General features: G+C 59.9%; 14 protein-coding genes. 3 read left to right on the top strand and 11 right to left on the bottom strand.

The genetic code is table 11. The annotated features are described in order from the left end of the window. Positions 1 to 60: 60 nt before the first annotated feature. Positions 61 to 543 carry a GNAT family N-acetyltransferase gene (locus tag GIW69_RS14450; RefSeq protein WP_236483348.1) on the bottom strand — a complete coding sequence of 161 codons (483 nt, stop codon included), beginning with the start codon at positions 541 to 543 and terminating at the stop codon, positions 61 to 63. 188 nt (positions 544 to 731) lie between these two features. On the opposite strand from GIW69_RS14450, the gene GIW69_RS14445 reads away from it, so the two are divergent. The 3 genes from GIW69_RS14445 (at position 732) to GIW69_RS14435 (ending at position 1849) form a co-directional block, all read left to right on the top strand. After that, positions 732 to 1067 carry a hypothetical protein gene (locus GIW69_RS14445; RefSeq protein ID WP_236483347.1) on the top strand — a complete coding sequence of 112 codons (336 nt, stop codon included), beginning with the start codon at positions 732 to 734 and terminating at the stop codon, positions 1065 to 1067. Between the two features lie 47 nt (positions 1068 to 1114). Continuing rightward, complete coding sequence (locus GIW69_RS14440; RefSeq protein WP_236483346.1) at positions 1115 to 1378, top strand: hypothetical protein; 264 nt, start codon at positions 1115 to 1117, stop codon at positions 1376 to 1378. Between the two features lie 90 nt (positions 1379 to 1468). Further along, positions 1469 to 1849, top strand: coding sequence for a Rho termination factor N-terminal domain-containing protein (locus GIW69_RS14435; protein WP_236483345.1), 381 nt, complete (start codon positions 1469 to 1471; stop codon positions 1847 to 1849). 132 nt (positions 1850 to 1981) lie between these two features. On the opposite strand, the gene GIW69_RS14430 is transcribed toward GIW69_RS14435, so the two are convergent. The 10 genes from GIW69_RS14430 to GIW69_RS14385 form a co-directional block, all read right to left on the bottom strand. Continuing rightward, positions 1982 to 2911 carry a PfkB family carbohydrate kinase gene (locus GIW69_RS14430; protein WP_236483344.1) on the bottom strand — a complete coding sequence of 310 codons (930 nt, stop codon included), beginning with the start codon at positions 2909 to 2911 and terminating at the stop codon, positions 1982 to 1984. Beyond that, complete coding sequence (locus GIW69_RS14425) at positions 2904 to 4370, bottom strand: cytosine permease (RefSeq protein WP_236483343.1); 1467 nt, start codon at positions 4368 to 4370, stop codon at positions 2904 to 2906. The genes GIW69_RS14430 and GIW69_RS14425 overlap by 8 nt, the downstream gene beginning before the upstream one ends. A gap of 202 nt (positions 4371 to 4572) precedes the next feature. Further along, positions 4573 to 5571, bottom strand: a complete 999-nt coding sequence (locus tag GIW69_RS14420) for an ADP-ribosylglycohydrolase family protein (protein WP_236483342.1) — start codon at positions 5569 to 5571, stop codon at positions 4573 to 4575. After that, complete coding sequence (locus tag GIW69_RS14415) at positions 5568 to 6281, bottom strand: GntR family transcriptional regulator (RefSeq protein WP_236483341.1); 714 nt, start codon at positions 6279 to 6281, stop codon at positions 5568 to 5570. Before GIW69_RS14415 ends, GIW69_RS14420 begins: the two co-directional genes overlap by 4 nt. 519 nt (positions 6282 to 6800) lie before the next feature. Beyond that, entirely contained in the window at positions 6801 to 7769 is a 969-nt protein-coding gene (gene araH / locus GIW69_RS14410; protein ID WP_011335422.1) for an L-arabinose ABC transporter permease AraH, read from the bottom strand. Between the two features lie 12 nt (positions 7770 to 7781). Further along, entirely contained in the window at positions 7782 to 9335 is a 1554-nt protein-coding gene (gene araG / locus GIW69_RS14405) for an L-arabinose ABC transporter ATP-binding protein AraG (RefSeq protein ID WP_236483340.1), read from the bottom strand. A 66-nt stretch (positions 9336 to 9401) separates the two neighbouring features. Next, positions 9402 to 10406, bottom strand: coding sequence for a substrate-binding domain-containing protein (locus GIW69_RS14400; protein WP_236483339.1), 1005 nt, complete (start codon positions 10404 to 10406; stop codon positions 9402 to 9404). Positions 10407 to 10574: 168 nt separating this feature from the next. Beyond that, positions 10575 to 11393, bottom strand: coding sequence for an SDR family oxidoreductase (locus GIW69_RS14395; RefSeq protein WP_236483338.1), 819 nt, complete (start codon positions 11391 to 11393; stop codon positions 10575 to 10577). A 157-nt stretch (positions 11394 to 11550) separates the two neighbouring features. Then, positions 11551 to 12438, bottom strand: a complete 888-nt coding sequence (locus GIW69_RS14390) for an SMP-30/gluconolactonase/LRE family protein (protein ID WP_236483337.1) — start codon at positions 12436 to 12438, stop codon at positions 11551 to 11553. Positions 12439 to 12567: 129 nt separating this feature from the next. Continuing rightward, on the bottom strand, positions 12568 to 13284 hold the full coding sequence (locus GIW69_RS14385; protein ID WP_236483336.1) for a FadR/GntR family transcriptional regulator: 717 nt from the start codon (positions 13282 to 13284) through the stop codon (positions 12568 to 12570). Positions 13285 to 13308 lie beyond the last annotated feature (24 nt).

The raw sequence follows: 13308 nt of genomic DNA, 5'->3' as shown, positions 1-13308 counted from the left end.
AGCTCCTACATAACCCGTGTAGGAGCTGCCGCAGGCTGCGATCTTTTTATCTTGTTTGTATTAATCGCCCTGCGCAAACTCGCGCAACACCTTCCCATCCATCCGATACCGCACCCATTCCTCCTGCGGCTGCGCACCCAACGACTTGTAGAATTCGATGGCCGGGGTGTTCCAGTCCAGCACGCTCCATTCAAAGCGGCCGCAGTCATTGTCACAGGCTATTTTCGCCAGGTGGCGCAGCAAGGTCTTACCGGCGCCGCCACCGCGCTGTTCGGGAGTGATGTAGAGGTCTTCGAGATACAGGCAGTTGCTGCCGAGCCAGGTCGAGTAGCTGAAGAAGAACACGGCGAAACCGATCGGCAGGCCCTCGCGCAGGCAGATCAGGCCATGGGCGGTGGCACCTTCGCCGAACAGGCTGCGCTCGATGTCGACGACACTGGCGATGACTTCGTGGCGGGCCTTTTCGAAGTCTGCCAGTTCGGTGATGAACGCGAGAATTTGCGGAGCATCGCTGGGGGTCGCCGGGCGGATTTCGATCGTCATGGACGGGCCTTGTGTACAAATGGAAAACGCCATACTAAGGCGCGGCGCGGCGCTCGTCACATAGCAATTCACAGGAACGGTCTGCTGAATCTGTGATTGCGCGCTCGACCGTTCGTCGCTCTTCAGGCACCAATGCCGCAAGTGGGCAGCCCAAGATCAGGTAAGCATTCTTAATCAGGAGAAGCCCAATGATCTCGTCAAGGTTGACCGCCTTCATTTTCGCCACCCTGCTCAGCCCCGCTGCGTTTGCCGGTACTGCCGCTCCAGGCGCAGGCACTGGCCCGACCGATCCGGTCGAACGACCAAAAGCTCCCGCGATTCAGAGCGCCCCCGGTATAAACACCGACGGTTCCGGTGTAGGAAATACCGTGCCGCCGGCCACCACCGACCCGCGCACACAAGGCAATGATCCGGGTCGCCAGGGTGGCACCACCGGCAATCCGGTGCCGTCTGACAACGCCCGCACCGGCACGAGTTCGAAAACCACCACCGGTGGTTCGGGTTCCGAAGGCGGCTCGCAGTAGTCATTCACCCATGCAAAGGCCCTATCTACATCCATGAAGAGGTAACCATGAACGTCGATAAAAACCTGGAACAAGAAGTCCTGACCCGTCTGCTTCACGCTCATCCGAGCGGTTTGGGCAAAGAGGTTCTGGACAATTACCGGGGGGAAAAAGTCGTGGCCAGCACCCTCGCCGATTTGCAAAAGAGCGGCCTGATCCAGCATGGCAGTGTGGTGTGCAATGAAGCCGGTGAACACTCGTTGAACCTGCCGATCAAGCTCAGCGCTGCCGGCGTCGAAGCCGCCCGCAAACTCGACGGCGCCCAACTGTAGGAGTTGCCGCAGGCTGCGATCTTTTGACCTTGTTCTTCGCAGCCTGCACAAAAACCGGCAGATCCACTATCAGACGCAAGGAGAAATCCCATGCCTCGTGGAAGCAAAGACAAATACACCGCCGAGCAAAAGCGCAAGGCCGAACACATCGAAGACAGCTATGAAGACAAAGGTGTGTCGAAGGGTGAAGCCGAAGCCAGGGCCTGGGCTACGGTGAACAAACAATCCGGTGGCGGAGAAAAACCCGGTGGATCAGGGCGCAAGAAGCCAGCGGCGGCGAAGTCCGAGGATCGTAAAGAGTCATCGCGTCGGGCGGTTTCGTCGCGCAAGGGGCACTCACGTAACAGCACTGCCTCAAAAGATACCCAGACTGTCGAAAGCCTCAGGAAGGAGGCCAGCGCCAAAAAGATTCCCGGGCGTTCGACCATGCGCAAGGACGAATTGATCGAGGCGTTGCGCAAGGCTGGATAGCTCCGGCTTGTGTGGCAAGTCTGACGGCCCCATCGCTGGCAAGCCAAGCTCCCACAGGGGTCTGTGAGCCTCCCGGATTTTGCGTACACCGCCATCACCTGTGGGAGCTGCCTTGCAAGCGATGGCCATGTGTCAGACGCCGCGGCTCTCGCCGATGAGTGCATTGACCTCGGCCGCTCCCGGCGAAGTCGCCGGCCCCCACCGTGTCACAGCCAGCGCCGCCGCGGCGTTCGCACGGCGCGCCGCTTCGAACGCGGTTAAGCCTTGCGCCAACCCGGCAACCAACACTCCGGCGTGGGCATCGCCAGCACCGTTGCTGTCCACCGCTTTCACCGCAAACCCCGGCACATGCCGACGCTCGTCATGCTGTTGAATCCAGCAACCCTGCGGGCCATCGCGAACCACCAGCAACGTCTCCGCCGGCAGTAACAAGGCCAGACGATCCAGCCCCTCGCCAATGTCCGCCGCGCCGGTGAAGCGCAAGGCCTCGACACTGTTGCTCGTCCACACATCGATGCATGGCAGCAAGGCCTGCATCAACGCCGCATCGGGTGAATCCACCAGCGGCCCCGGATCGAACACAACGTTGACCGCCGCCGGCAATGCCAGCGTCCAGTCCATCAACGGTTGCGCCTTGCCGAGATGCAACAGGCTGTAGCCGCTGAGATAGACATAATCGCCCGCCTCTGCCGCCACACTGTTCAAATCATCAACCGTCGCCTCACCTTCAGCGCCGATGTACGAAATGAAACTGCGCTCCGCCGATGCATCGGTCAGTGCCACGCAGATCCCAGTGTCGCGCGGCGCCGGTTGAGCGATGCCAATCTGGATGCCTTCAAGCTGCATCGCCTGACGCGCCAGATCGCCGAACTGACCAACGCCGTGACGACCGAGATACACCACCGGCAAGCCGTTACGCACCGCCGCCGCCATCACATTGAAGCCGCCGCCGGCCTCGAAACTGGCCGATTTCGCCAGCACGTCGCCGCCGATCTGCGGCAGTTTGTCCACGGCCATGACCAGATCGATGATGACCTGGCCGGTATGCAACATCTTAGGCATGAGCATTCTCGTTCGATGCAGCGCGACGATCCCTGGCCCCGCCGAGTACCCAGTAAATCCCGCCGGCGACCACGAACGTCACGATCCAGCCCAGACCGTTGTGGCCCAACCACGAATCGGACAGGAAACCTTTGAACCAGACGTTTTCAGCGGTTGTGCCGATGGTCGTGAAGCTGAAACCGAGCACGATGGCAACCGCCCACGCGCCGAACGCGCGCCACTCGATACCGCCGCTGTACCAATAGGCACTGCTCGGGCTGACGTCGAGCAGGTCTTTCGGGCTGTAGTAATGACGATGGATCAGGTCGACAACGAAAATGCCGACCCACGCGGTGATCGGCACGGCCAGCAACGAAATGAAGGTAATGAACGGACCGTAAAAACTGTCAGCAATCAGCATGAAGTAAATCGAACCGGCAAAGATCGCCACGATGTCCACAACCACGGCATAAACGCGCTTTACCTTCAAACCCAGGGTCAGCGTGGTCAAACCGGCGGAATACACCGACAGGTTGTTCGACAGCAGCAAGCCGCCAAACGCGGTGATCAGATACGGCACAGCCATCCAGGTCGGCAGCATGTCTCGGATCGCCACGATCGGGTCCGTCGCCGAAGCGAGGTCGTTGTTGCCCACCGACAGCAGGCCGCCGAGGGTGATCAGCAGCACCAGCGGAATCCCCGCACCGAACGCCGCCGAAGCAACCAGGCGCACAGCCTTGACGCTGCGATGCTGATAACGCGACATGTCGGCGCCGGCGTTGGCCCAGCCGATGCCGGTGCCGGCCGCCATGGTGCCGATACCGATGATCATCGCGCTCATCGGCGCCGGCGTGGCATCGAACACTGCACTCCAGTCGATGGTGGCGCAGAGGAAACCGCCGACCAGAATGTTCAGCGCGCCGAACACATAGGTCGCCCATTTCTGGATCACCAACAACGTCGCGTGGCCGAGACCGGAAACGGACAACGTCAGCAGCACGAAAATCGCGATGAACAGCAGCGTCAGTGCCGGCGCGCTTTTCGCTTCAACCGGCGAGCCGAACAGGATTGAACACAACGACAGCAGCACGAACGCGGCCGTCGTGGTGTTGACGGTCTCCCAGCCCAGGCGCGACATCAGCGATACCAGTGTCGGGCCGATGTTGCCGCGTACACCGAAGATTGCCCGCGACAGGGTCAGGCTCGGCGCGCGGCCCCGACGGCCGGCAATCGAGATGATCCCCACCACCGCGAACGAACCGGCAGCGCCGACGATGGCGACAATGATTGCCTGCCAGATCGCCAGGCCACGAAAGGCCACCAGCGTGGCGCCCAGCGGCAGACCGAGGATGGAAATGTTGGCCGCGAACCAGACCCAGAACAGTTGCAGCGGATGACCGTTGCACTCGTCTTCCGGCACCGGTTCGATGCCACGGGTTTCCAGTTGCCCGGCGCTTTGCCCGGCGTTCGATGAACTCATGAAAAATGCTCCTGTTGCCTTTTTTGTGGTTGTGGCAATGACGCAAAACGATAAAACATCGCGGCCGTTCCTGGCCGTGTTTGCGCGATCCATTGCGGTTGAAATGGTGAATAGGTGAGGCGGCCATCGCGAGCAGCTCGGCGCCTACTGGCTCGCACGCTGTAGGAGCTGTCGAAGGCTGCTCCTACACGGGTTTTGTTTATCAGCGCAGGGTGAGGAGTCCTATCACGAGGGGCTCAAGATCCAGGTGATTGACGGTTTTGACGGTGCTGATCATCTGCGCCGGCCAACTCTCAAGTCCCAGGCAGGCCCCGAGCATGGCACCGAGAATCGCCGCGATGGTATCGGTGTCGCCGCCCAGACTGGCAGCCATGCACAGCGCATCGAACGCGCTCATTTCACCAACGGCCACTTGTTGCGCCAGGGCGAACGACACCACCACCGATTCCTGTGATGCCACCGACGTACCGATCACGTCGTACAGCAAATCCGCCAGCAGCGCCTTGTCGCTGTCGACGCTGATTGTCCGCGCCCAACTGATACGCGATGCGATACGGCCACCGGCAACCCAATGACCATGCGATTCGGCTTGCTGAGCGATTTGCTGACCGATGTTCAGCGCCTCGCCCAGATCCAGCCCATTGATACCTGCCGAGACTACCGCCGCCACCGCCGCCGCACTGGAAATCCCCAGCGTCGTGTTGTGAGTGACCTGACAGGCCTGAACCACCGCTGCGATAAATTTTTTTGGGTCGGCAACATCCGCCGCAATCCCCACCGGCGTGATGCGCATCGCCGCGCCATTGGTAGTGCCGTAACGCCCTGCCTCCTCCGGCGAATGACCGGCGAGGATCATTTCAATCGCGCGCTTGGTCGATGGACCGAGCAAATCCTGGGAGCCCTTGGCCTGCATCTCGGCTTCCCACTCGATCAATCGTTGCGCGAGCACCGCCGGTTCGATGCGGCCATTGCCCTCGATCAGCAGCTCACCGACCAGAATCGCCTGCTCAGTGTCATCGGTAATCGAGCCTTTGGGCATGTTCGCCGCAATCGGTTGCAACGGGCCGGCGTCCTGCAAATCAGAGATCGCGCCGAAACGCTCCTTGATGGTTTCGCGGTTCAGCGACTGCGTCGGCATGCCCAGCGCATCGCCCAGCGCCAGGCCATAAAATGCGCCGAGGGCACGGTTGAGGGGGGTCATTTCGGAACTCCAAACTGCAGATGCAAACGAAAATGCACCGGGTCGAGCAGACTTTCCACCTGCTCCATGAAACGGTTCTGCCGGTCGTACGTCGTGCGCAACGCCTTGAGGAACACTGTGCCTTCCGGCCGACCGAGCAATTCAGCGTCCGCCGCGCTCAACGGTTCGGCGCCGATCCACTGATCGCCACGCTCGCCGATGTAACCGTAAGCGGCCAGGGTAATGGTCAGGGAATTGTCGATCAGACCGACGCGCGGCAGGCTTTCCAGACCTCCGGTGGCCGGCATCAACGAACGCTCAAGCGACACCAGCCGACCCTCGTTGGAACGACGGCGACGGTCGAGGGTAATGAATTGGTCGGTGCCGAAAAGCGGCAACAAATCAGGCCGGGTTACCGCTTCAAGTCGCAGCACTTCAGTGTTGATCATCGCCCCGCTATCGGCCAAGGCTTGCGCCCAACCGTTGCGCTGATCAAGCACAACACCGTCATACGTCACGATCGAACCGACCCCACTCTGAGTGGCAATGTACTTGCGCCGCTTCAACTCGGCCAACGCCTCACGCAACGTGCCGCGGCTGACTTTGAATTCTTGAGCCAATTGATGCTCGCCAGGCAACAGAAAGCCGTCCTCCATGAGGCCGCTTTCGATGCGCCGAACCAGCTCGTCGACCACCCGTTGTTTCTTGTCGAATCGTACCTGTCTAATCATGTACAAATTGATAACCGAAACGGGCAGGAACGGGCAAGAAATATTTTTCGGAAGTGATCGAAGGTGGAAGCAATAACCCCGTCGTGCCTGGAACGCGGAGCGTCCCGGGATGCGTTCCCACGCGGAGCGCGGGAACGATCAAGTACGCCCGAAATTAGTTCGGTCGGCTGTCAGGCCGCCATCGCGAGCAGGCTCACTCCTACAGAAAAGCAAAAGCAACGCACGCGCTTTTCATCACTCAACAGGCCGAGTGTCAGCTCGCCTGCAGCTCTTGATCTTGATCCACCCGCCCCTTCGGAAGGCTGAGTGGAGGTGTTCATCCGGGGAAATGGCGCGCAGCGCCGGGCAGCGTCGGGCAGCGGAGCTGCACTCATCGACGAAGTCGATGCCCCCGCAGCAACGGATATGCACACGACCGAAAGATCAAAAGATCAAAAGATCGCACCCTGCCGCAGCTCCTACACGAAGCAAAATACACCGCAAGAGCATGAGCATGGTCGGCCCGAAGGCCGCCAAGGATCAACGCTGCTTCAGGCGATCAATCACCACAGCCAACAACAAAATCGACCCACGAATCACATACTGATAAAACGTATCAATATTCTTCAAGTTCATCGCGTTCTCAATAATCGCCAAAATCAACACCCCGGCGATCACATGCCGAATCATCCCGATCCCGCCGCTGAGCGAAACCCCACCCAGCACGCAAGCCGAAATCACCGTCAGCTCAAATCCCTGCCCGATCATCGGCTGCCCGGACGTCATGCGCGAGGCCAGAATCACCCCGGCCAACGCACCAATCACCCCATGCACGGCGAAAATGATGATCTTGGTGCGATCAACGTTCACACCCGCCAGCAATGCCGCTTCCTGATTGCCACCAATGGCCATCGTGTTGCGACCGTAAGTCGTGTAATTCAACAACCAACCAAAAAACAAAAAGCAAACGATGGTGATCAAAATCGGCACCGGCACACCAAACAGCTGACCGTTGCCAAACACGAAGAACGATTCCTGCGACACGCCCACCGCTTTGCCGTTGGCAAAAATGTATGCCAGCCCACGGACGATCTGCATGGTCGCCAATGTGGTAATCAGCGCATTGACCCGCAGCTTGGCGATCACAATCCCGTTGATCAGCCCGACAATAAGGCCCATCACCAACGCCGCACTGACACCGAGGAACACGCTGTTGGTGTCACGCATCACCACCGCCGCGACCACGCCGGCGCAAGCAATCACCGAACCCACCGACAAGTCGAAATGCCCTGACGCCAGGCAATACAACATGGTGCACGCGGCAATCCCGGTGGTGGAAATCGCCAGACCGAGGCCGCGCATGTTCAGCGGCGAAAGGAAGTTGTCGATCAGCAACGTACAGGCGACAAAGATACCGACGGCCGCGAGCAGCATGACCCAGTCATCTAGGAAACGCCGCATGTCCAATGGTTTGCGCTCGGTCGGCAGGGTTTCGTTTTGGGTTGTCATCATGGTCACCTCTTAGTTCGCCGCGCCGGCGCGTTGGCGCGGCAAAGCCAGTTGCAACAGGTTGGATTCATTGGCCTGGTCGCGGCTGACTTCGCCGCGCAAGGCGCCTTCGCAGAGCACCAGAATTCGGTCGGAAATACCCATGACTTCCATCAAGTCACTGGACACCACGATCACCGAAATACCGTCGGCGGCCAGGTTATGGATGATCTGGTAAATCTCGGCTTTGGCGCCGATGTCGATGCCGCGCGTCGGCTCGTCGAGCAGCAAGACTTTCATCGGCATCGACAGCCAGCGGCCGAGAATCGCCTTCTGCTGGTTGCCGCCGGAGAGGAACTTGATCGGCTGCCCGGCATGGGGTGTTTTCACTTTCAGGGCTTTGATCTGTTTCTCGGCGTTGCCCTTTTCCCACAGGCCTCGGATCAGGCAGCCAAGGCCCGAATGCGAACCGCGCGCGCTGATGTTGATGTTCTCCGCGACGCTGGCCAGCGGAATGATCCCCTCCTTCTTGCGGTCTTCCGGGCACAGCAGAATCCCGGCAGCAATGGCGTCACGCGGCGAGCGCAGTTTCAGTTCATGGCCGCGCAGTTCCAGGCGTCCGGCGGTGTTGCGTTCCAGGCCGCTGAGCAAACGAAACAGCTCTGTGCGCCCTGCCCCGACCAGCCCGAACAGGCCGAGAATCTCGCCTTTGTGCGCTTCGAAACTCACCGGCTCGCGCAGGCCCGGGCCAAGCAGTCCGTCGACTTTGAGCGCCACTGCGCCCCGCGGGCGACTGCGGTAATCGTAGATGTCCTGGATGTCGCGGCCGACCATGCACGTCACCAGTTGGTCGTGGGTCAGTTCACTCATGTCTTCGAACGTGCGGACAAAACGGCCGTCCTTGAACACGGTCACGGCGTCGCAAATGCGGAACACTTCTTCCATGCGATGGGAGACGTAGAGCACCACTTTGCCCTCATCACGCAGACGACCGATGATCGCCATCAAGCGATCGATCTCCCGCGCCGAAAGGCTGCTGGTAGGTTCGTCGAATGCGATCACGTGGGCGCCGCGCGACAGCGCCTTGGCGATTTCCACCAATTGCCGCTGGCCGAGGGACAGGCGTCCGACCTTGGTTTGCGGATCGATTTCGTCGGCCAGGCCTTTGAGGCACGCGAGGGCGTTCTGGCGTAATTCGCTGCGATTGATCAAGCCGAAACTCGCGGGCAAGTGGCCGAGAAACAGGTTCTCCGCCACGGTCATTTCCGGCACCAGGTGCAGCTCCTGATGGATCACCGCGACGCCACTGCTGATGCTGTCGGCCGTGGATTTGAACGCCATGGTTTGCTCGCCGATCTGCAGATCGCCGCTGCTCGGGATGTAAGCACCACCGAGGATTTTCAGCAGCGTCGATTTGCCGGCGCCGTTTTCGCCCATCAAGGCGTGCACTTGCCCGGGATGAGCGACGAAGCTGATGCCGTCGAGCGCCTTCACGCCAGGAAAGGTCTTGCCGATCCCGTTGAAGCGCAGGCTGCGGCCGCCGCTGTGTTGATGTGCATGTTTGTGTGTCTGTACTTGCGCGTGCATAAAGCCACCTCTTCACACCGATCAAACGGCCCCGTCGCCAGGGCCGTTGCTGCTTTCAACCTGCCTTCAGTTCCACAGGCCGATCTTTTCCAGCTCCTGCTTGAAGTTCTCGCGGGTGATCAGGGTGACGTCGTCCATGGCCGTATATTTCGGCGGCTCTTTGCCGGTGGTGACCCACTCGAACATCATCTCGGCAGTCTTGTAGCCCTCGATGTGCGGGCTTGGCAGCATCGAACCGAAGAAGCCGCTGTTAGGCTTCTTCAGCTCGCCGATGGCGTCGGTGCCATTGATACCAATGCCGATCACGTTGGCGGCCGCAAAACCGGCCGCTTCGGTGGCGCGCACGCCGCCGAGCACGGTGTTGTCGTTCATGCCGCCGATGATCAGGTTCTTCGCCGCGCTCGGCAGCTTGACCAGCGCCGAGTTGGTAGCGTCCATGCTGCCCGGCACGTCGAGGGTTTTCAGGGCGGCGAACAGAATGTGATCCTTCGGCATGCCGGCTTCTTCAAGGGATTTGACCGAGCCGTCGGTGCGCTTCTTGCCGGTGTCGAGTTCGTTGTAGGTGTTCACCACCGCGTAGGTGTCTTTCCAGTCCCAGTTACGCTTTTTCGCTTCGGCAGCCATCGCGGCGCCCTGCTTCTGGCCGACTTCGAAGGCGGCCATGCCGAGATACGGCACGTCTTCCATGAACTTGCCGTTGGCGTCGACGAAACGGTCGTCCACGGCGATCACTTTGAGGTCATTCATTTTGGCTTTGGCCATGATCGCAGGGCCGAGGGACACGTCCGGCGGGCAAATCACGAAACCTTTCGCGCCGTTGGCCGCGAGGCTGTCGATGGCCGAGAGGGTTTTTTCGCCATCAGGCACGGCGATTTTAATCAGCTCAAAGCCTTTGTCCTTGGCGGCTTTTTCGGCGAAGGCCCATTCGGTCTGGAACCACGGTTCTTCGGCTTGTTTGACGAGGAAGCCGATCTTCACGGTATCGGCGGCGAGCAGCGAACCGCTCAGACTGAATGCAGTGACCGCCAGGGCGGTGGTGCACAGGGATCGGATCCCGAAACGACGTTTCATAAGCAGACTCCTTGTTATTTTTTTTGAGCATTATTTGAAAAGCGTTGAAGCGATTGAAGCGTGTGGCGGCTGACTCTGATACAGGTTCTGATGCTTATCCTTATGGGCAATAGTCATATCGTATGATGATTGGATTTCAGACGGCGTTTGGGCTCTGAAAGTTCGTCATCAGTCGTGGTACATCACCGAGCGACCACCGTCGATGGTGATGCACGAGGCATTGATAAACGGAGCTTCGTCGCTGGCGAGGAACACGGCGGTCATCGCCACTTCGCTCGGCTGACCGATGCGGCGTGGCGGGTGCAGATCGAAGGCGCGTTGGCGCTCGGCGTGCGGGTCAGCAAAACCGTTCCAGTAATCGACATTGAGTTGGGTTTCGATGTAGCCAGGGGCAATCGCGTTAACTCGGATACCCTTCGGCGCATATTCGATACCGAGGGCGCGCGTCAGGCCGAGCAGGCCATGCTTGGCCACCGGATAGGGAAAACAGCCGGGAATGATGTGGCTTGAATGTGTCGAGGCGATGTTGATGATGCTGCCGACGCCCCGCTCGATCATGTGCGGCAGTACGGACTTGCAGCCATACCAGGCGCCGTCGAGGTCGATGGCGAAGCAGCGACGCCAATCGTCGTCGGTCATTTGCAGCGGATCGCGGAAAACGTTGACCCCGGCACAGTTGACCAGAACGTCGATACGCCCATGCAGCCCGATGGCCAGTTCAGCCATGGCGAGCAGATCCTGTTGCTGCGCTACATCCACCCGCATCGCTTGCACATCGGCGCCCTGGTCGCGCCAGAAGGCAGCAACGTGCTCGACCTTTTCGCCCTGGATGTCGCTGATAACCAATTTCGCCTGCTGCGACGCGAAGGTGGCGACAATCGCTTCACCGATGCCTTGGGCAGCGCCGGTCAACAGCACCACTTTATCTTTCAGGCGCTCGCCCTTCGCCGGTGCGGGCACCGGTGGCAGAGAAAGAGGTTCAGCCATGGATCACGGCTCCGCTGGGAAGCGGGATAGACGTTCGCTGCATCACTTCACCTGTTTTGTTCTTTTTAAGTGTGAGTGCGTGTTACTGCTGGGGCCGACTATAAACCCGACCGCCAAATAATCTCAATATATAATTTTGCATCCCATATGTTGGGATTTAACCCGCAAACCGCGTACAGACTTTTCCTGCAACGTCCATCCGCATCGACAGAACCGCACCGTCCAACGGGTGATTGCGTGGGCTCGCGGCACTGGTGACATAGAGGGTTTTCAAGTCTTCGCCGCCGAATACGCAACTGGTCGGGCGGCTGACAGGCAGATCAATGACGCGGTCGACATTGCCCTCCGGCGTCAGCCGCAACAGGCAGCTGCCGTCCCAGCGAGCGTTCCACACGTAACCTTCGGCATCCATCGCCGAGCCATCCGGGCCGCCGTGCTGGCTCTGATTCTGGCCGGGGCCGTTCCAGATATAAGCGGTGTCGAGGTTGCCGTCGGTGTGAATGAAATAGCGGTAGAGCGTGCTGTCGAGGCTGTCGCCGAACAGCAGCGTGGTGGCGTCGTCGCTCCACAATAAGGTGTTGGGGATGCCCAGACCGCGCAGCAACGGCGTGACGCGTGCGTCCGGGTCGATGCGAAACAGACCGCCGGAGCGGCGGATGATCGGCAGGTCTTCGCCCTGTTCGCCGATGTTGTTTTGCATGGTGCCGAGCCAGAGCCGGCCTTGTGCATCGCAACGGGCTTCGTTGGCGCGATTGCCGGGTTGCGGGTCGGCGACACAGAACAGCGTCAACCGTGGTTCGAGCCCTGGGGAATCGAGATCCAGCCGATAGATGCCGCTGCTCAGGGTCACTAAAGCATCGCCGCTCTCGCAGGGAACGAATGCCGATACATGTTCGGGCATTTGCCAGATTTCGACGTTTTGGCCGATCAACCGCAACGCCTGTTTACCGGCGATATCCACCCAGTACAGCGCCTGCGTGCGCACATCCCAGAACGGACCTTCGCCGAGTCTGGCGCGGTGTTGGGTGACGGAAGTCCAGGTCATGGCAATTCCTTGAGCATCAATTGTTGTTTTGTTTTTGTAGGAGTGAGCCTGCTCGCGATGGCGGCAGCACGGACAAAATAAATGTTGTCTACAATCGCGAGCAGGCTCACTCCTAGAAGAACTATATTGTCAGCCGGTTTTTCTGTCGGCCATCACTTGCGGATAAAAGCGCTTGATCGCCAGATCCGCGTTGTCTATCAGGGTCATGCAGGCCCACACACCCCGCGCGGCATCCCGGGCGGCGATGGCGTCAGCCATGTCTTTGTGAATCGGCAAGGTACGGCGCAATTCGTCCGGGTCGGCAGCAGACACTTCGAACGAAACGGCGAGCAACGCACCGAGGGCCGGCACCATTTGTTCGATGAACTGATTGTGGCTGGCGGCGAGAATGCATTCGTGGAAAAACTGGTCGGCGCGGTTGTAGTCAATGCCGCTGTCCACCGCGCGCTCAAGGGCGTGATAGGCGAGTTGCACGGCTTGCACTTGCTCGACGGTGGCCCGTTCGCAGGCCCAGCGCACGGCCATCGGTTCGATGGTTCGGCGCAGGTCGAGCAGGTCATCGACAAAGTTTTCCGGCAGACCGCTGCGCGACAGCCAACCCACCACTTGCGGGTCGAACAGATTCCAGCGACGCACCGGCAACACTCGGGTGCCAACCTTCGGCCCGACTTCGAGCATGCCTTTGGCCACAAGAGTCTTGATGGCTTCGCGGATGACGGTGCGACTGACACCCAGTTGCTCGCCCAGATCCGCTTCAACCTTGATGGTCTGCCCGGGCTTCACTTGGCCGGCGGCAATCCAGCAACCGAGCCAGTCGACGGTTGAGGCGTGAAAGCTGCTGGACATGGTCAACCTCGAATCGGATCGCGA

The organism is Pseudomonas syringae, from assembly GCF_021605415.1.
GTDB classification, from domain to species: Bacteria; Pseudomonadota; Gammaproteobacteria; order Pseudomonadales; family Pseudomonadaceae; genus Aquipseudomonas; species Aquipseudomonas syringae_S.
This window is presented reverse-complemented; position numbering and strand designations above follow the sequence as displayed.